The sequence below is a fragment of the Streptomyces sp. NPDC031466 genome (assembly GCF_055581265.1).
This window is the reverse complement of the sequence record NZ_JBVIJT010000017.1, coordinates 101,812-120,305: the sequence shown is the minus strand read 5'-3', so window position 1 is coordinate 120,305 and position 18,494 is coordinate 101,812. Positions and strand designations below refer to the sequence as shown.

Sequence of the window (18,494 nt, the reverse complement as noted above, 5' to 3'; positions counted from 1 at the left end):
ACTTCGCTGGTCCTAGTCCCGGTGGGTCCGACGCCCCCACCGGCCGTCAGGGCTGCTGCCAGAGCGCCGGCGTGTTCGGCGGCTCCCAGCCCGGCTGCGCCTGGTGCGGTTGCAGGCACGTGTAGGTCGAGCCGCCGTACGTGACGGTGTCACCCGCCGCGTACACCTTCCCGGCCGCCCAGGTGCCGCCCGGCTCGGGGTCGCCGGGCCCGGGGCCCGGGTCGCCGCCGGTGGTCTTCAGCGTGAGCCCGAACTGCTGGAGCAGCGGGTTGATCGGCTGGTGGAAGGTCGTGCCGCCGCTGGAGCAGTCGCCCGAGCCGCCCGAGGTGACGCCCTGCGCCTGGCTGCCGGAGATGTACGAGCCGCCCGAGTCGCCGGGCTCGGCGCAGACCGTGGTCCTGGTCACGCCGTTGATGGTGCCCTCGGGGTAGGTGACGCTCGTGTTGTGCTGCGAGATCGTGCCGCAGTGCCACCCCGTGGTGGAGCCCGACCGGCAGATCGACGCACCCACCGGGGACTGTGTGGAGCCCCCGACGCCGATCCGCTGGCCGCCCGGGCCCTTCACGTACGGGGTGGCGGTCCACTGGGTGTTCGTGGCGACCCAGGCCATGTCCCTGCCGGGGAAGACGGACCCCTGGAACGTGCCCTGGGCCACCCGGTTGTAGCCGGTCGTCGCGGTGCCCGCGCGCCCGCAGTGGCCCGCCGTCGCGAAGCCCTGCTGCGTGCCCTTGGTGACGGGGAAGCCGATGGAGCAGCGGCCGCCGCCCATGTAGTAGGGGTCGCCGCCCACGAGGTCGTACAGCGGGCGGGGCCGCTCCTTGGTCCTCTCCACGCGTACGAGGTCGGCGTCCACCCCGGCGGCGGAGACGAGGGACGTGGCGGCGGCGGTCCTGACGGCGCGCACCACGACCGCGTTGGAACGCACGTCGACGTACCAGACGGGCGCGTCCCGCGGGGCTTTCTTCTTCGCGGCGCGGTCCAACGCGGCCTTGGCGGCGTCGAGTTCGGCGGCGGAGTGCGGTACGACCTTCGCCCGCGCCCCGCGTGCCTCGATGGCGGGGACGTCCGCCGCGTTGGTGGTGGCCACGGAGAGCGTCCGGGACGTGGCGCCGTGCACCCAGGCGCCCGCGAAGGAGCGGCCGAGTGCGAGCCGCAGGGCTCCCGCGTCGGCGCCGGCCTCGGCCTCGTTGACCAGCCGGGCCTCGGCCTGCGCCGACGTGAGGCCGAGGTCGCGCCGCATCGCCGTCAGGACTCCGGGAGAAGTCGTGCCGACGGCGGCGCTCTCGGCGGGGGAGGGCATCGGGGAGGTGCCGGGGCCGGACCGGGCGGCCGCGAGGCCGGGCAGGCCGGCGATCACCAGGGCGGTGCCCGCGAGAGCCGTCGCGGCGCGTTTATGGGGGAGGGGGAGCATGCGGGCTCCTCGGGGGCGAGGGGAGGGGGAGCGGGGGTCGCCCCACACCGTAGAACCGTCAACTGGCCGCGCCCAGCTGCCAGTCACCCCCGGTACCCGACGTTATGGACCCCGTCCGCTGCCGTCTCGCGTGCTCCTCCCACCCGGGTGGGGGCGGCGGCTGTTCCGCTGCCGCTCCGCGGCAGAATCTCCCACCCACCCACCCGTTTGCCCCGCATCGAACAGCACAGGAAAAACACCCCCCGCCCGCTCCTACGGCAACTCTCCGACGCGGAGTAACGGGTGGGTGGGTGGGGAGACATCCGCCGCGAAGCGGCGGGCCAGGGCCACCCGCACCCCCGGAGACGGCCCCCGTGGGAAAGATCCGCCGCGAAGCGGCGGGCCAGGGCACCCGCACCCCCCGGAGAGGGCCCCGTGGGAGACATCCGCCGCGCAGCGGCGGGCCAGGGCACCCGCCCCCCGCCCCGGGGCGAGGCACCTCACCCCGTACCGCCCCCCGCCCCAGGGGCCGGCGCCGCCAGCCACGCCGTGTAGCTGTCACTGCGGGCCACCGCCTCCCCATGCGCCGCCCGCGCCTCGGCGAGGACGGCCGCCGCGCTGTCATGCGCCGGCCCAGCCGGATGCCAGCCGAGCACATGGCGCCAGTGCAGCGGCGTGTCCGCGAGCGCCCTTGTCACCAGGCCCGGCGTCGGCGGGAAGGTCGCCCGGCACAGTCCCACCGCCCGCCCCACCTGCACCAGATGGACGCAGGACGCGACATCGGTCTCGTACACCCGCGAGGGCGTGAAGCCCGCCCGCGCGCACGCCGCGGTGAAGCAGTCCCCGAAGCAGCCGTCCCCCGGCACGTCCGTCCACGCCTCGCCGGCGAGCAGCGCCAGCTCGACCTCGGGGCGGCCGGCCAGCGGATGGCCGGTGGGCAGCATCACGAAGACGGGGTCGCGGCCCACCTCACGCCACCTCAGCAGCTCGCTCTGCGGCGGCGCGGCCGCCCCGCACGTGCCCACCAGCGCGAAGTCCAGCCGCCCGGCCACCGTGCGGGCCGCGATCTCCCGCTCCGACCAGGAGGTGTGCGTGGAGACGGCCGCCCCGGGGTGTGCGGCGGCGAGCCGGTCCACCAGGGCGCCGAGCAGTGGCCCGTGCGTCCCGCCGAGCCGGAGCCCCGCGCCGCCCTCCCGGGCCCGCGCGAGCCGCTGCGCCTCCTCCCGCAGCCCGGTCACGGCGGGCAGCACGACCCGGGCCCGCGCCAGCACGAACTCACCGAGCGCGGTGGCCCGCACCCCATGCCGCCCCCGCTCGAACAGCGTCCCGCCGAGCGCGCGCTCGATGCGCTTCAGCTGGGCGCTCAGGGCCGGCTGGGCCAGCCCGAGCGTGGTGGCCGCCTTGGTGAGGCTGCCCGCGTCGGCGATCGCCCGGATCGTCTTCAGGTGCCGCAACTCCAGGTCCATGAAGCGAGCTTGGGGGCGCGGGCGACGCCTGGGCAATACGTAGGTCCGGACCAGCCCTGTCAGGTGGGGCGGACCCGCAGCAGCCACACCGCCCGCCCCGGCACCGTCACCGCGGCCCCCGCCCGGTGCACGGTGCCCGGCGGCGTCCCCTGCTCCTCCAGCGCCGTGTCCACGACGACCTCGTAGGACCGCGCCCAGGGCTTTCCCGGCAGCACGAAGCCCATCGGCCGGTCCGCCGCGTGCAGGATCGCCAGGAAGCTGTCGTCGACCACCGGTGTGCCCCGGGCGTCCCGGCCCGGTATGTCCCGCCCGGAGAGGTACATGCCGAGCGTCGCGGCGGGCGCGAACCAGTCGGCCTCCGTCATCTCCGTGCCCCGGGGCGTGAACCAGGCCAGGTCCCGCAGGCCGTCCACCGAGTGCGCGCGCCCGGAGAAGAACGCTCGCCGCCGCAGCACCGGATGCCGGTGCCGCAGCTCGATCAGCCGGGCGGTGAGCGCGAACAGCTCGCGCCAGCCGGGCTCCTCCCGCAGCCCCCAGTCGACCCAGCTGGTCTCGTTGTCCTGGCAGTACGCGTTGTTCGAGCCTCCCTGCGTGCGCCCCATCTCGTCGCCCGCGACGAACATCGGCACACCGGTGGACAGCAGCAGCGTCGTCATCAGATTGCGCAGCTGCCGCCGCCGCAGCGCGGTGATGTCCGCGTCGCCGCTCTCGCCCTCCGCCCCGCAGTTCCAGGAGCGGTTGTCGTCGGAGCCGTCCCTGTTGCCCTCGCCGTTGGCCTCGTTGTGCTTGCGCTCGTAGGTGACCAGGTCCCGCAGCGTGAAACCGTCGTGCGCCGTCACGAAGTTCACCGACGCGTACGGCCTGCGCCCGCCCCACGCGTACAGGTCGCTCGACCCCGAGAGCCGGTAGCCCAGATCCCGTACGTCGGGCAGCGCGCCCCGCCAGAAGTCCCGCACCGCACCTCTGTAACGGTCGTTCCACTCCGTCCACAGCGGAGGGAACGCCCCCACCTGATAGCCGCCCGAGCCCACGTCCCACGGCTCGGCGATCAGCTTCACGCGCCGCAGGACCGGATCCTGCGCGATCACCGCGAGGAACGGCGAGAGCATGTCGACGTCGTGGAAGGAGCGCGCGAGGGCCGCCGCCAGGTCGAAACGGAAGCCGTCCACGCCCATCTCCGTCACCCAGTACCGCAGCGAGTCCGTGATCAGCCGCAGCACGTGCGGCTGCACGACCTGGAGCGTGTTCCCGCAGCCCGTGTAGTCCGCGTACCGCCGGGCGTCGTTCGGCCGGAGCCGGTAGTAGCCGCGGTTGTCGATGCCCTTGAGCGACAGCGTCGGGCCCAGCTCACCGGCCTCCGCGGTGTGGTTGTAGACCACGTCGAGGATCACCTCGATCCCCGCCCCGTGCAGCGCCCGCACCATCCGCTTGAACTCCCCGACCTGCTGCCCCGTCGTCCCCGACGCCGCGTAGGCCGCGTGCGGCGCGAAGTAGCCGATGGAGTTGTAGCCCCAATAGTTCCGCAGGCCGCGCCGGAGCAGATGGTCCTCGTGCGCGAACTGGTGCACGGGCAGCAGCTCGACCGCCGTCACCCCGAGGCGTACGAGGTGCTCCAGCACCGCCGGATGCGCCAGACCCGCGTACGTCCCCCGCAGCTCCTCGGGAACCTCCGGATGCAGCTTGGTGAAGCCCCGTACATGCAGCTCGTAGATGACCGAGTCCGCCCACGGCGTCTTCGGCCGCCGGTCGTCCGCCCACTCGTCGTCCGGCGCGTCGTCGTGCACGACCACGCCCTTGGGGACGTACGGCGCCGAGTCCCGTTCGTCGCGCACGGTGTCCGCCACATGCTGCTGGGGCCAGTCGCGCACATGCCCGTACACCTCGGCGGGCAGCGTGAAGTCCCCGTCCACCGCACGCGCGTACGGGTCCAGGAGCAGCTTCGCCGGGTTCCAGCGGGCGCCCGTCCACGGGTCCCAGCGGCCGTGCACCCGGTAGCCGTACCGCTGCCCGGGCCGCACCCCCGGCACGAAGCCGTGCCAGATCTCGTGCGTCAGCTCGGTCAGCGGACAGCGCGTCTCGCCGCCCCGGGCGTCGAACAGGCACAGCTCCACCGACTCCGCCCCGCCGGCCCACAGCGCGAAGTTGGTGCCCGCCACCCCGTCCGGCCCCACCCGGAACCGGGCGCCGAGCGGCGTCGGCGCCCCCGGCCACACCGGCCGCGCGGGCACCGCGCGCGCGGTGGGCCGCCGGTTGCCGTTCACCGCCGGAGCCGGCCGCTCGGGCGCGGCGCGCCCCGTCGCCCGTGCCTCCCGCACTGCCCCTTGCTCGGATGCGCTCGACACCTGTCAGCCTCCCGCGGCCTCGTCGGCCGACGCTCGAAGAAGGGCATACGGCGTCCCGGCCGCGGCTCCCCCTACGTCGTCCTCCCCACTGTTCTGCCCAGCGCGCGGGTCGCACTCACGTTTCCCCGGGCGGTGCCGGTCGTTGGGACCCACGTGAGACAGGTTGCGAGGCGCGCACGGCGCGCAGGGGCCGCGCTGGCCGCGGCGGTGACATGGGCAGGCCTGCTGGCCGGGGCGGCGGGCTGCGCCGGCGGGTTCGACGAGGTCCTCGGCAAACCGCGCTCGCCCGCGGACGTGATCCGGGTGACGCCCGACGACGAGAGCAAAGGGGTCAAGCCCGACGAACGGCTCCAGGTACGGGTGCCCGGCGGCCGCCTGGAGTCGGTCAAGGTGGTCCGGACGCAGGACGCGCAGCAGTTCGACGTGCCCGGCCGCATCGATGCCGACGGCACCACCTGGCGGCCCCTGGACAAGGGACCGCTCGCGACCGCCGCCACCTACAAGGTCGACGCCGTCGCCCTGGACGGCCACGGCCGCCGCGCCGCGCGCCACACGACCTTCCGCACGGCGGTCCCCGCCGAGCGCTTCGTCGCGTACGCGTCACCGGAGAACCGCTCCACGGTCGGCACCGGCATGATCGTCTCCCTGGAGTTCAACCAGGAGGTCGTCGACCGCGCGGCCGTCCAGCGCGCCATCGAGGTCACCGCGCGCCCGGCGGTCGACATCCGCCCGCACTGGTTCGGCAGGAGCCGGGTCGACTTCCGCCCCGAGAAGTACTGGAAACCCGGCACCAAGGTGACCGTCGGCCTGCATCTGCGCGACGTCCAGGCCGCGCCCGGCGTCTACGGCCTCCAGGACAAGACGTTCGCGTTCACCGTCGGCCGCCACCAGGAGTCCCTCGTCGACGCCGCCGAGCACACCATGGAGGTGCGCCGCGACGGCGAGCTGATCTCCACGGTACCCATCACGGCGGGCGCCCCCAAGACACCCACGTACAACGGGAAGATGGTGGTGACGGAGATGCTGGAGGTGACCCGCATGAACAGCCGCACCGTCGGCTTCGGCGGCGAGTACAACATCCCCGACGTGCCGCACGCCATCCGCCTGACGACCTCCGGCACCTTCCTGCACGGCAACTACTGGGCGCCCGAGGCCCCCGGCGAGACCAACGTCAGCCATGGCTGCGTCGGCCTGCGCGACGTGAAGGGCGGCAGCTCCAAGACCCCCGCGGGCTGGTTCTTCGACCGGACCCTCGTCGGGGACGTCGTGGAGGTGGTCCACAGCGATGACAAGAAAGTCGCTCCCGACAACGGCCTCGGCGGCTGGAACATGGAGTGGAAGGACTGGGTGAACAACGGCTGAACGAGATCCCTCCGCACCCCACGCGCAGTTGGAACGCAACGGTGACATTGGCGGGGAGTCATCGCCCGGAGCCGTGTGGTTATCTATCGCTTGCGCGTGTCCGAAACGCGCAGGTGCACTGGGGTGCGGGCCTGGATCCAGGCCGTGCGAGGGGAGACAACATCGTGAACGGGCGACCGATATCGGGGACGTCGGTTGGCGCGCGCACGCGCGCGCGGCGAAGGGGCGCCAGGGGCCTGACGGCGGTGCTGTCGGGGGCGGCACTGCTGATGGTGGCGGCGTGCGGCGGGGGAGGCGGCTCGGACGCGGGCGGCGACGGCAAGGACGAGGCGGACAAGAACGCGCCGTCGGCGGCCGTCGTGACGATAGCGCCCAAGGACGGTTCGAAGTCGGTGGCCACCAGCGGCGCCCTGAAGATAGCCGCCGACAAGGGCAAGCTCTCCCAGGTCCGGGTCGAGGACGGCAAGGGCAACCCGGTCCCCGGCAAGATCACCTCGGGCGGCACGGCCTGGACGCCCGCGCACCACCTCGCGGCGGCCACGAAGTACAAGGTCCACGCGGTGGCGAAGGACTCCGAGGGCCGCGCGTCGGCCAAGGACACCACCTTCACCACGCTCACCCCGCAGAACACCTTCATCGGCCAGTTCACCCCGGAGGACGGCTCGAAGGTCGGCGTCGGAATGCCGTTCTCGGTCAACTTCACGCGCGGCATCACCGAACCGGAGGCCGTCGAGAAGGCCATCGAGATCAAGACGGAGCCGTCCGTGCCGGTCGAGGGCCACTGGTTCGGCAACGACCGCCTCGACTTCCGCCCGGAGAAGTACTGGAAGGCCGGCACGAAGGTCACCGTCAAGCTCAACCTCGACGGCGTCGAGGGCCGCCCCGGCGTCTACGGCGAGCAGACCAAGACGCTGAAGTTCACCATCGGCCGCAGCCAGGTCTCCACCGTCGACGCCAAGACGCACCAGATGAGGGTCGTCCGCGACGGCGAGCAGATCAAGAAGATCCCGATCACCGCGGGCGCGCCCGGCACCACCACGTACAACGGCCAGATGGTCATCAGCGAGAAGCTCCAGGTCACCCGGATGAACGGGGAGACCGTCGGCTTCGGCGGCGAGTACGACATCAAGGACGTCCCGCACGCGATGCGCCTGTCGACCTCCGGCACGTTCATCCACGGCAACTACTGGTCGGGCGGCGCGTTCGGCAACACCAACGCCAGCCACGGCTGCATCGGCCTGAGCGACGTGCGCGGCGGCTACAGCAAGAAGACGCCCGCCGGATGGTTCTTCGAGAACTCGCTGATCGGTGACGTCGTCGTGGTGAAGAACTCCGCGGACAAGACCATCCAGCCCGAGAACGGCTACAACGGCTGGAACATGCCGTGGGAGCAGTGGAAGGCCTGACGCCACCCCGTACGGAGTGAGGGAGGGCCCGGCCGCACTGTGACCAAGTGCACCGGGCCCCTCGGCGTTAACTGCCGCTAACGTGCCTGTCATGACTGCACACCTCGAAGTCGCCGAAGGCGTCGGCACGATCCGCCTCGACCGTCCCCCGATGAACGCCCTGGACATCGCCACCCAGGACCGCCTCAAGGAGCTGGCCGCCGAGGCCACGCGCCGTGACGACGTGCGCGCCGTGGTGATCTTCGGCGGCGAGAAGGTGTTCGCCGCCGGCGCGGACATCAAGGAGATGCAGGCCATGGACCACGCGGCGATGATCGCGCGCTCCGGGGCCCTCCAGGAGTCCTTCACCGCCGTGGCCCGCATCCCCAAGCCCGTCGTCGCCGCGGTCAACGGCTACGCGCTCGGCGGCGGTTGCGAGCTGGCGCTCTGCGCGGACTTCCGCATCGCCGCCGACAACGCCAAGCTCGGCCAGCCGGAGATCCTGCTCGGTCTCATCCCCGGCGCGGGCGGCACCCAGCGCCTGGCCCGCCTGGTCGGCCCGGCCAAGGCCAAGGACCTCATCTTCACCGGCCGCCAGGTCAAGGCCGCGGAGGCCCTCGCCATCGGCCTGGTGGACCGCGTGGTGCCCGCCGCCGAGGTGTACGAGCAGGCGCACGCCTGGGCCGCGCGGCTCGCACGGGGCCCGGCCATCGCGCTGCGCGCCGCCAAGGAGTCCATCGACGCGGGCCTTGAGGCGGACATCGACACGGGCCTGGCCATCGAACGCACGTGGTTCGCCGGTCTGTTCGCCACCGAGGACCGGGAGCGGGGCATGCGGAGCTTCGTCGAGGAGGGCCCGGGCAAGGCGAAGTTCCTCTGAGCGGTCTCGTTCGAACTCCCTTTCTGTTGCCCTCAGTTGGGGGTATACCGTCAGCGCGGGCCGTCCCCCTAAGGGGCGGTTCGCGGGTGCCTCGACAAAAACTCGTCCCCTTTGGCCCTAAGCCGCGGGGGATGACCCGGGAGCGGCGGTCACCGCAGGTCAGGGCCGCTCCTGCGGCTCATCTCTGCCACGGGCATATGCCTACTCCGTCCCCCGGAACGGTTGGTTCCGGGGGGCTTATTCCATCGGAACGGCCCCGGCGGGCACGCCGGGCGGCCATGATGGGGGGATGGCGGGGCTGGAGGGTTATGAACGGCCGCGGCGGCAGCCGAGTGCGACCGCGGCACGCTGGTCGCCGGCGGTAGAGGACGAACACGCGCTGAAGGCGCTGGAGTTGTTCGGTAATCCGACGGACGCGGAAGTGCCGCTGCCCTCGCGCCCGGAGTCCGCCGCCATCGCGCGCCGCCTCGCCCAAGTCGTCGTCCTGCGCCACTGGCACCTCTCCGCGAAGCTCACCGAGGACGTCGTCCTGCTCGTCTCCGAACTCGTCGGGAACGCCGTGCGGCACACCGGGGCCCGCGTCTTCGGGCTGCGCATGCACCGGCGGCGCGGCTGGATCCGCGTCGAGGTCCGCGACCCCTCGCGCGGTCTGCCCTGCCTGATGCCGGTCCAGGAGACGGACCTGAGCGGCCGCGGCCTCTTCCTCGTCGACAAGCTCTCCGACCGGTGGGGCGTGGACCTGCTCCCGCGCGGCAAGACGACGTGGTTCGAAATGCGGGTCGCCGACCGCTGACGCCCGCCCCCCGGACACGCGAAAGCCCCCTGCGGGCCACGGTCGGGCACGGCGGGGGCTTTCGGGAAGCGGCGTGGACGAGGGGGTGTGACCACGGCCGCCGGACGACCTGAGCCCGGGTCAATGGGGGTCGCGTCCCCGACTATGGCAGACGGGGGCCGACGATCCAAAACTCCCTATTCGGGTATTCAAGGGCAAATAGTGACAGTTTAGAGGTGAATCCTTGGTGAGATGGGACACCTACCTGGAAAACGGTGGACGAGCGGCGGTTGTGACTGGCGATAAGCAAGGCCTGCGGTGGCTTCCGAAGGGGCGGTCTCCCGGCCGAGCGAGGGCATGAAGCGGGTCAATCACCGCGAATCGCCCACCAGGCCCATTAAATGGTCGCGTGACAGCGCATGCGAGGGACGCGGGCCTGCCGGACCAGGAACCGCCGGACGCGGAGGCCGACACGGGCGGACCGCCGCCCTCAGCCGTGCCGCCCGCCTCCGCCGCGGCGCTGGGCTCAGCGGCGCCGCCTGCCCCAGCAGTCCCGCTCGTTTCAGCCGCGCTGTCCACCCCGGCTGCACCGCTCGCCTCGGCCGCGCCGCCTGCCCCCGTCGCGCCGGTCGTCCTGTCCGTGCCGTCCACCCCAGCAGTCCCGCTCGTCTCAGCCGCGCTGTCCACCCCGGCTGCACCGCTCGCCTCGGCCGCGCCGCCTGCCCCCGTCGCGCCGGTCGTCCTGTCCGTGCCGTCCACCCCAGCAGTCCCGCTCGTCTCAGCCGCGCCGCCCGTCCCGGCTGATCCGCTCGGCTCGGCCTTGTCGGCCACTCCATCCGGACCGTCCGCCTCGGCCGACCCGCTGGGCTCAGCCGTGCTGCTCGCCGCGTCCGCGCCGCCGCCCCCGGGCGCGCTGTCCGCCCCAGCCGCCCCACTCGGTCAGTCCGCACCATCCATCCCAGCCGCCCCGGTGGCCCCCACTGTCCCGTCCGCCCCAGCCGCGCCCCAGTCACCCCTACCCGGGCGGCGTGGGGTGCTGCGGGCCGGGGTGTCCACCGCCGCCGCGGGTGCCGGTGTCGCGCTGCTCGGCGGGTGTGGGAGTGGGCGCCCGACCGCGCCCGCGCGTGAGCGCTCGCCCGTGGCCAAGGCGCCCCCGGCCGCCCCCGCGCCGCGCCGCTTCGCCGGCCTGCCCGGCCAGATCGAGCACGGGCCCCGCAACCGCCCGGAGGTCGCCCTCACCTTCCACGGGCAAGGCGACCCCGCCATCGCGAAGGCGCTGCTCGCCGAGGCGGAGCGGGCCGGCGCCCAGGTCACCGTGCTCGCCGTCGGCGGCTGGCTCGACGCCCACCCCGACCTCGCCCACCGCATCCTCGACGGCGGGCACGACCTGGGCAACCACACCCTCCACCACCTCGACGTGAACGCCATGCCGGAAGCCGACGCCTACGCCGAGATCACCGGCTGCGCGGAGCGGCTGCGCCGCCTCACCGGCTCCATCGGCACGTGGTTCCGACCCTCGCGCGCCCGCACGGCGACCCCCCTCGTCGAACGGCTCGCCCACCGCGCCGGCTACCCGCACGTCCTCTCCTACGACGTCGACTCCCTCGACTTCATCTCACCGGGCGCCCCGGCCGTCACCCGCAAGATCGCCGCCGAGGTCCGCGCGGGATCCGTGGTGAGCCTGCACTTCGGGTACGCGGACACCGTCGCCGCGCTCCCCGCCGTCCTGCAAGAACTGGAACGCCGCGGCCTGCGCGCGGTGACGACCACGGAGCTGCTGACCTGATGTCCCGCATCGCACTGAACCTGACCACGCGCACCGCCGCCGTCCTCGCCGCCGGCGCGGTGCTCGCCGCCCTGGCCGGCTGCGGCACCGACGAGCGGTCCGACGAGGCCCTCGGCACCAAGGGCGCCCGCGAGCCCGCCAGGCCGAAGGCGATCCGCGGCCTGCCCGGCATGCCGCCGGTCCTGGACCCCGAGGACGCCTACGCCGCCGACCGGCCGAACGCCCTGGCACCCGTGGCCAGGAAGTTCCTGTCGCGCGTCTACGTCCCGAACACCGAGTCCGACACGGTGTCCGTCATCGACCCCAAGAAGTTCAAGGTCATCGAGACCATCAAGGTCGGCGACCAGCCCCAGCACGTCGTCCCCTCCTGGGACATGAAGACGCTCTGGGTCAACAACGACCTCGGCGACAGCCTCACCGCCATCGATCCGGTGACCGGCAAGCCGGGCCGCACCGTCGAGGTCTCCGACCCCTACAACCTCTACTTCACGCCGAACGGCAAGCACGCCGTCGTGATGGCGTCCATGGACCGCGAGCTGGTCTTCCGCGACCCGAAGACGATGAACCGCGTCAAGACGGTCCCCGTCACCTGCGCGGGCGTCAACCACGCCGACTTCTCCATGGACGGGCGCTACTTCATCGTCTCCTGCGAGTTCTCCGGTGAGCTGCTCAAGGTCGACACGGAGAAGATGGAGGTCGTCGGCCAGCGGAAGATCCCCTTCGAGGGCGCCATGCCGCAGGACGTGAAGATGTCCCCGGACGGCAAGACCTTCTACGTCGCCGACATGATGGCGCACGGCATGTGGGTCCTCGACGGCAAGAAGTTCACGGAGCCGAAGCTGCTGCGGACCGGAAAGGGCTGCCACGGCCTCTACGTCAGCCGCGACTCCAAGGAGATGTACATCTCCAACCGCGGCGAGGGCACCATCTCCGTCTTCGACTTCCCGAAGAACCGGCTCACCAAGAAGTGGAAGCTCTCCCGGGGCGCCAGCCCCGACATGGGCGGTGTCTCCGCGGACGGCAACACCCTGTGGCTGTCCGGGCGCTACGACTCCGAGGTGTACGCCATCGACACCCGCACCGGGGTCGAGCTGGGCCGCATCCCGGTCGGCAGCGGCCCGCACGGTCTGGCCGTCTACCCGCAGCCCGGCCGCTACTCACTGGGTCACACGGGCATCTTCCGTTGACAGATTGACGGTTGACGGTTGATGCACTCCGACACCGGGCACAAAAGGGGCAGTTCACAAACCCCCCCACCGTACCCTCGCCCCCGGAGGCCGTCATGCTGCGTGGCATCGATGTCAGCTCCCACCAGACCACGTTCGACACCGACGGCCTGTGCTTCGTCTTCGTCAAGGCGACGGAGGGGCGCTCGTACGTCAATCCGAGACTGGCCGAGCAGACGAAGCTGGCCCGCGACGGCGACTGTGTCGTCGGCTACTACCACTTCCTGTGGCCGGGGAACATCAAGGCCCAGGCCGAGTACTTCGTCGGCAGGGCCCCCGAGAAGAAGGGGGACCTGCTCGCGGTGGACTGGGAGTGGACGGGCGACCACACCCGCGCGACCAACGGCGAGAAGGACCGCTTCATCCGGGAGGTGAAGCGGCTCCGCCCCGACCACCGGGTGCTGCTCTACTGCAACCGCGACTTCTGGCTCAACCACGACACGACGTCGTATGCCGGCGACGGACTGTGGATCGCCGACTACGTGAGTGCCGGGAAGCCGCGCATCAAGGCGCAGTGGACGATCCACCAGTACACGTCGTCACCGGTGGACAAGAACGTCGCCTGCTTCGAGAGCGAGGACGCCCTGCGGGAGTGGGCCTCGCCCTAGGGCGAGGCGGCGTCCCGTCGGAAAGGTCAGGCGCGCCATTCGGCCGTGCGCTCGGGGGAGGCCGCCCGCAGGGCCTCGCGGATCGCCTCGACGCCGCCGGTGTTGCCGTACACGGGAGTCCCCGGCTGCTGGCGCCACGACTCGTCCTGGCCGCCGTTGTCGACGGTGTCGAAGCCGAGTTCGTCGAGCAGGTCGCGTACGACCTTCTTGGCGGCCTCGTCGTCACCGGACACCGGCAGGGCGACACGGTCCGGGGCGCCCTGGGGCCGCGGCTTGTCGAGGATGTCCTGGGCGTATGTGCCGTTGAACGCCTTGACGACGGGGTGGCCGATCTGCCGCTCCGTCCAGCGGCTCTCGGTCAGGCCCTCCTCGATCTCGGCGATCCTGCCGTCGCGCTGCTGCGGGTAGTAGTTGCCGGTGTCGATGACGACGACGTCCTTCGCCGCTGCGTCCAGGACGCCCTTGGGCAGGTCCGGGACGGCCTTGAGGGGGATCGTCACCACGACGACCTGAGCGCCGCGCGCGGCCTCCTCGACCGGGACGGGCGTCGCCCCGGTCTCCTCGGCGAGGGCGGTCAGGGTGTGCGGTCCGCGGGAGTTTGCGACGGAGACCTCGTGGCCGAGAGCGGTCAGGCGGCGGGTGAGGTTGCCGCCGATGTTCCCCGCGCCGATGATGCCGATCTTCATGACTGCCCCTTTTGATGCGCTGCCGTATCGGTGGTCCACCGCGCGTGCGGTGGGCCAATGCGTATACGGAGGTAACCTCCGGAAGCGCGGGGGTATTCCGGCGGAGCGGCCGGATTCCGGGCGCAGGCACCCCCGGACACGGCGAGGGGCCCGGCGCACGGATGCGCCGGGCCCCTCCAGCCGCGACTACTTGTTCAGGCTCGCCCAGAACTCGTCGAAGGACAGCCGCTTGTCCGCGTCCACGTCCTTCGCGCCGATGACGGCCTCGGCCACCGTCTCGGTCATGTAGAAGTCGCCCATCTTGGCCATGGCGCTCTTCCACTCGGCCGCTGTGATGAAGCCGTCGCCGTCCGCGTCGAACTGGTCGAACGTCCTGCGCGCTTCCTCGATGTCCGCCACCGGATCCACCCCTTCTTGGTGCACTACTGACGGGGGTCAGGGTAACGGCCGCCCCCGGACCGGCTCACCACGAGTGCTGTGCCCGGGCGACGAGCCAGTCCCGGACCAGTTCGTCGTTGGGCGATTCGAGCAGCGCGAAGTGGTCGACGGGCAGCCGGTCCACGGCGGCGTCCGGCAGGATGTCCCGCCACTGGCCGAGAGCCCGCCCGCCGGTCCAGGGTTCGCCGCCGCCGGCCGCCACGGCGGTCGGGCCGCGGCGGGCGTAGTCGATCTCGCCGCCGGTGTCGCCCTGGAGGATGCGCACGGGCAGCCCGTCGGGCGCACCGAGGACCAGGCCGTCCAGCACCCGCGCGTTCGACTCGTACACCGCCCAGGCGTCCTCGATCTCCCGCTGCCCCGCGTCCCGCGCCAGGGTCCCCGCGTCCTTGGCCGCCGCGGTGACCGCGGCCAGGTCGAACCCGCCGGACGCGTCGACGAACCGCTGCGCGGGAACCGGGATCGACCAGCCGACCCGCACGAAGATGTCGAAGGCGTCCCGCACGCTCACCCGGTGTGCGCCGGGGTCCGGCGGGTCGATGAGCAGGGCCCGCACCGAGTCGCCGAGACGGTCGCGCAGCCGGCGGGCGACCTCGTAGCCGAACACGCCGCCCAGCGAGAACCCGGACACGCAGACGGTGCCGTACCGGTCGACGCCGCTCGCCAGCAGCACCTCGGCCAGCCCGTCGGCGAGGGCCGCCATGCCCTTGCCGGACAGTTCCGGCGGGGTCTCCATGGCCCACACGGTGTCCTTCGGAGGCAGCAGCCTGGACAGCGACGCGTAGCGCGTGACGGCGCCGGACAGCGGCGGCAGGAAGACCCACAGCCTGTCCGGGCCGGCCGGACGCATCCGCACCAGCGTGGTGCCGGTGGTGTGGTGCGCGGTCGGGATCCCCTCGCGGCGATCGGTCAGCAGGCGGGCCAGCGCGTCGAAGGACGGCGTCCGGTACAGCTCGGCGGCGCGCACCTGCACGCCCAGCCGGTCGCGCACCTGGGTGATCAGCTCGATCGCCCTGACCGAGTCGCCGCCCACCGCGAAGAAGCTCGCCGACTCGTCCTCGGGCGGGCTGCCGAGGACCTGCCGCCACGCGAGCCGCAGCTGCGCGGCGACATCCGCCGGGTCGGCGCCCTCTTCGGCCTCCGGGGCCGGGAGGCTCTGCGCGCGGTCCAGGAGCGCGGCCTGATCGACCTTGCCGCGTGACGTCAGCGGGAACTCGTCCACCACGCTCACCCGCGCGGGCACCATGTAGTCGGGCAGGGCGCCGGCCAGCCGCCGCGCGATCACCGCCGCCGGATCCGTCCCCGGGGCGCGGCTCGCGTCCAGCCGGACGAACGCGGCGAGCAGTCGGCTGCCGGCCCCTTCGTACGGCACGACCACCGCGTCGAGGACGAAGTCGATGGCCAGCAGGCGCGAGACGATCTCGCCGAGTTCGACCCGGAAGCCGCCGTTGACCTTGACCTGCGCGTCGAAGCGGCCGTGCAGGTCATAGCCGCCGTCGGGCCGCGCCGTCGCCACGTCGCCGGTGCGGTAGGACCACTCCCCGTCGAGCAGGTGGAACGCCGAGGAGGACGCCGCCCGCCCCAGGTAGCCGCGGCCGACCGCGACGCCCTGGATGACGAGGCCGGACGAGGTGCCGTCCTCGCCCAGCGGTTCGAGGCGGAACCGGACGCCGTCGATCGGCGCGCCGATCGCGATGGCGTCGCCGGGCAGCAGGTCCCGATAGCAGACGACGACGGCCGTCTCGGTCGGACCGTAGCCGTTCACCACGCGTGTGCCGCCCGGCGCGACGACCGCCCAGGACGCCACCGCGCGCCGCGTCGGCGCCTCGCCGCCCGCCATCACCAGGCGCAGCTCCGGCGCGGTGTGGCCGGCCGATCCGGCCAGCTCGGCGCCGAACCTGTTGAACACGCCCGTCGGCAGGCTCAGCACGGTGATGCCGAGGCGGCGGCAGTGGTGCAGGAACTCCTCGGCACCGCCGTACACGAACGTCTCGTCGCGGAAGACGAGTTCACAGCCGACGGCCATGGACGTGCAGATCTGTTCCAGCGCGAGGTCGAACGCGATGGAGGAGAAGAACAGCCGGGTGTCGGCCGAGGTCAGGCCGTACCAGTCGGTGGTGCGCCGGACGTGGTTGTCCAGCGCGGCCTGTTCGACGACGACGCCCTTGGGCACTCCTGTCGAGCCCGAGGTGTAGGCGACGTACGCGGCGGGCGAGGTGCGCCGGACCAGCCGTTCGTCCAGCGGCGGGCCGGGCCGGGGGCCGCGTGCCGGGCCCGCCCCGGTGATCAGCGCGGCCGGCCCGCAGTCGTCGATGATCAACTGCTTGCGGGCCTCGGGGAGATCGGGCTCCAGCAGGGTGAAGGCCGCGCCGACACGGCTGACCGCGGCCATCGCCACGACCGTGTCGAAGCCGACCGGCAGGTCGATCACCACCACGCTCTCCGGGCCCGCCCCCAGGTCGCGCAGCCGCTCGGCCAGGGTGTCCGCGGCCGCCGCGAGGTCGCGGTAGCTCAGCCGGTGATCGCCGCGGGACAGCGCGGTCCGCTCGGGGCGGTCGATCGCGTGCGCGGCGATCGCGGAGTACAGCGTGGCGCCGGTTTCCGAAGTCATCAGGCGTTCACCTTTCGCGAACTGGGGGTGGGGGAGGGGGCGGTGGCGGTGGCGGTGGCGGGCAGCAGCACCAGGACGGTGATCGCGGCGGCCGAGGCCACCACCGCGCCGACGGTCCAGGCGATGAGCAGGCCGGAGCCGACTCCGTCGGTGAACCACGCCGCGGCCCGCCCGGTGCCACGGGCGATCAGGGCGTGGCCCTCGGTCACGGACGCCGCCGCGCCCCCCGGCAGACCGGGCACCGAGTCGAGCCGCGCCCGGTAGCCGGCGGTGAACACCAGGCCCAGCACGGCGACGCCGCCGGCTCCGCAGATCTGCTGGAACATGGCGTTCACGGACGATCCGACGCCCGCGTCGGAGGGCCGCAGACCACTGACGATCAGTGTGAGCGCGGGCCCGACGGACAGTCCCATGCCGAGCCCGCAGCACAGCAGCCCCGCCGCGAGCAGCGGATAGCGCAGATCGAGCGCGGCCAGGGCGCACGAGGCGCAGCCGAGGGCGCCGAGGCCGAGCCCGATCACCACGGCGGCCTTGGCCCCGACCCGCGCGACGACCGCGACGCAGGACAGGGAGGCGACGGTCAGCCCGATCGCCAGCGGCAGCAGGCCCGCGCCGGCGAGCAAGGGGCTCCAGCCCAGGCCGTACTGGGTGAACTGGCCGGCCAGGAACACCGTGCCGAACAGGGCGAAGAACAGTCCGGACATGGCCACGACGGCGCCGGTGAACGTCCGCTCCCGGAAGTAGCCGAGGTCGAACAGAGGCCGGGCGGTGCGCCGTTCGTGCACGGTGTAACCGACCAGGGTGAGCAGACCGGCGGCGCCGAGCCCGAGCCGCAGCCAGCCGGGAAGCCGGTCGTCGGCGGCGAAGATGATCGCCGAGGCGAACACCGCGACACCGGCCAGCAGCAGCAGCGCCCCGACGGGGCTCGGGCGCCTCCCGGTGGGCACCGGCTCCCTGCGTCGGATGAGCGTGGCCGTGCCGGCGAGGGCGATCGCGCCGACCGGCACATTGATCAGGAAGATCGACCCGTACCAGAACCGGGTCAGCAACAGTCCGCCGAGCACCGGGCCGATGGCCACCCCGAGTCCCACGACGGCCGGCCACAGCGCGAGGACGCGTCGCCTCTCGCCGTCGGTCAACTCCGCGGCGAACAGCCCGAAGATGCTCGGCACGATGAACGCGGCGCCGATGCCCATGCCCGCGCGGGACAGCACCAGCGCGAGCACCGAGGGCGCGAACGCGCCCAGCAGCGAGGCGGCGGTGAACACGGTGAGGCCCACCGCGTAGGAGCGGCGGGCCCCCATGCGGTCGACGGCGCTGCCCGCCACGATCAGCGATGACGCGAAGACCAGCATGTAGGCGTCGATGGCGAGTTGGACGTCCGGCGTGCCCGCCCCCAGCGAGGCCGATATGCGTGGCACCGCGGTGTTGATGATGGAATTGTCCGCAGAGACCATGAAGAGGCTCAGGTAGGCGGTGGCCACGACACCGAAGGTGCGCGATGTCATCTTTGGCCGATTTTCTGCCGGCGACATGTGGTTCTCG

General features: G+C 72.6%; 14 protein-coding genes. 7 read left to right on the top strand and 7 right to left on the bottom strand.

Annotated elements, in window-relative coordinates; all coding sequences use genetic code 11:
* Positions 1 to 46: 46 nt before the first annotated feature.
* The 3 genes from ACZ5GP_RS33230 to glgX form a co-directional block, all read right to left on the bottom strand.
* The gene (locus ACZ5GP_RS33230; RefSeq protein ID WP_468754381.1) at positions 47 to 1,411 is read right to left on the bottom strand and encodes an alpha-lytic protease prodomain-containing protein; all 1,365 of its coding nucleotides are present in this window, start codon (positions 1,409 to 1,411) and stop codon (positions 47 to 49) included.
* 479 nt (positions 1,412 to 1,890) lie between these two features.
* Positions 1,891 to 2,856, bottom strand: coding sequence for a LysR family transcriptional regulator (locus ACZ5GP_RS33225; protein WP_468754380.1), 966 nt, complete (start codon positions 2,854 to 2,856; stop codon positions 1,891 to 1,893).
* 59 nt (positions 2,857 to 2,915) lie between these two features.
* A complete protein-coding gene (glgX, locus tag ACZ5GP_RS33220; RefSeq protein WP_468754379.1) occupies positions 2,916 to 5,198 on the bottom strand; it encodes a glycogen debranching protein GlgX in 2,283 nt (760 codons plus the stop codon).
* Positions 5,199 to 5,405: 207 nt separating this feature from the next.
* Between glgX and ACZ5GP_RS33215 the strand changes: the two genes are divergently transcribed.
* From ACZ5GP_RS33215 to ACZ5GP_RS33185, 7 genes are all read left to right on the top strand, one after another.
* On the top strand, positions 5,406 to 6,560 hold the full coding sequence (locus ACZ5GP_RS33215; RefSeq protein ID WP_468754378.1) for a L,D-transpeptidase: 1,155 nt from the start codon (positions 5,406 to 5,408) through the stop codon (positions 6,558 to 6,560).
* Positions 6,561 to 6,724: 164 nt separating this feature from the next.
* A complete protein-coding gene (locus tag ACZ5GP_RS33210) occupies positions 6,725 to 7,966 on the top strand; it encodes a L,D-transpeptidase (protein WP_468754377.1) in 1,242 nt (413 codons plus the stop codon).
* A gap of 91 nt (positions 7,967 to 8,057) precedes the next feature.
* Positions 8,058 to 8,825 (top strand): enoyl-CoA hydratase/isomerase family protein, encoded by a 768-nt coding sequence (locus ACZ5GP_RS33205; protein ID WP_358582371.1) that lies wholly within the window; start codon positions 8,058 to 8,060, stop codon positions 8,823 to 8,825.
* 184 nt (positions 8,826 to 9,009) lie between these two features.
* Positions 9,010 to 9,618: an ATP-binding protein gene (locus ACZ5GP_RS33200; protein WP_468754395.1), complete on the top strand. Its 609-nt coding sequence runs from the start codon at positions 9,010 to 9,012 to the stop codon at positions 9,616 to 9,618.
* A gap of 1,027 nt (positions 9,619 to 10,645) precedes the next feature.
* Positions 10,646 to 11,383, top strand: a complete 738-nt coding sequence (locus tag ACZ5GP_RS33195) for a polysaccharide deacetylase family protein (protein ID WP_468754376.1) — start codon at positions 10,646 to 10,648, stop codon at positions 11,381 to 11,383.
* Positions 11,383 to 12,570 (top strand): YncE family protein, encoded by a 1,188-nt coding sequence (locus ACZ5GP_RS33190; RefSeq protein WP_468754375.1) that lies wholly within the window; start codon positions 11,383 to 11,385, stop codon positions 12,568 to 12,570. The genes ACZ5GP_RS33195 and ACZ5GP_RS33190 overlap by 1 nt, the downstream gene beginning before the upstream one ends.
* 95 nt (positions 12,571 to 12,665) lie before the next feature.
* Entirely contained in the window at positions 12,666 to 13,217 is a 552-nt protein-coding gene (locus tag ACZ5GP_RS33185) for a glycoside hydrolase family 25 protein (RefSeq protein ID WP_468754374.1), read from the top strand.
* A 26-nt stretch (positions 13,218 to 13,243) separates the two neighbouring features.
* Here ACZ5GP_RS33185 and ACZ5GP_RS33180 read toward each other — a convergent pair whose 3' ends face one another.
* The 4 genes from ACZ5GP_RS33180 to ACZ5GP_RS33165 all read right to left on the bottom strand — a co-directional run bounded on the left by ACZ5GP_RS33180 (position 13,244) and on the right by ACZ5GP_RS33165 (position 18,457).
* Entirely contained in the window at positions 13,244 to 13,942 is a 699-nt protein-coding gene (locus ACZ5GP_RS33180; RefSeq protein WP_468754373.1) for an NADPH-dependent F420 reductase, read from the bottom strand.
* Positions 13,943 to 14,089: 147 nt separating this feature from the next.
* A complete protein-coding gene (locus tag ACZ5GP_RS33175; RefSeq protein ID WP_358582359.1) occupies positions 14,090 to 14,302 on the bottom strand; it encodes an EF-hand domain-containing protein in 213 nt (70 codons plus the stop codon).
* 64 nt (positions 14,303 to 14,366) lie between these two features.
* Positions 14,367 to 16,949 (bottom strand): AMP-binding protein, encoded by a 2,583-nt coding sequence (locus tag ACZ5GP_RS33170; protein ID WP_468754372.1) that lies wholly within the window; start codon positions 16,947 to 16,949, stop codon positions 14,367 to 14,369.
* The gene (locus ACZ5GP_RS33165; RefSeq protein WP_468754371.1) at positions 16,949 to 18,457 is read right to left on the bottom strand and encodes an MFS transporter; all 1,509 of its coding nucleotides are present in this window, start codon (positions 18,455 to 18,457) and stop codon (positions 16,949 to 16,951) included. Before ACZ5GP_RS33165 ends, ACZ5GP_RS33170 begins: the two co-directional genes overlap by 1 nt.
* Positions 18,458 to 18,494 lie beyond the last annotated feature (37 nt).

Bases quoted from the DNA above. Each gene is read 5' to 3' on its own strand.
- ACZ5GP_RS33230 (WP_468754381.1), bottom strand. From the start codon at position 1,411: ATGCTCCCCCTCCCCCATAAACGCGCCGCGACGGCTCTCGCGGGCACC.
- ACZ5GP_RS33190 (WP_468754375.1), top strand. From the start codon at position 11,383: ATGTCCCGCATCGCACTGAACCTGACCACGCGCACCGCCGCCGTCCTC.
- ACZ5GP_RS33165 (WP_468754371.1), bottom strand. From the start codon at position 18,457: ATGACATCGCGCACCTTCGGTGTCGTGGCCACCGCCTACCTGAGCCTC.
- ACZ5GP_RS33225 (WP_468754380.1), bottom strand. From the start codon at position 2,856: ATGGACCTGGAGTTGCGGCACCTGAAGACGATCCGGGCGATCGCCGAC.
- ACZ5GP_RS33185 (WP_468754374.1), top strand. From the start codon at position 12,666: ATGCTGCGTGGCATCGATGTCAGCTCCCACCAGACCACGTTCGACACC.
- ACZ5GP_RS33205 (WP_358582371.1), top strand. From the start codon at position 8,058: ATGACTGCACACCTCGAAGTCGCCGAAGGCGTCGGCACGATCCGCCTC.
- ACZ5GP_RS33170 (WP_468754372.1), bottom strand. From the start codon at position 16,949: ATGACTTCGGAAACCGGCGCCACGCTGTACTCCGCGATCGCCGCGCAC.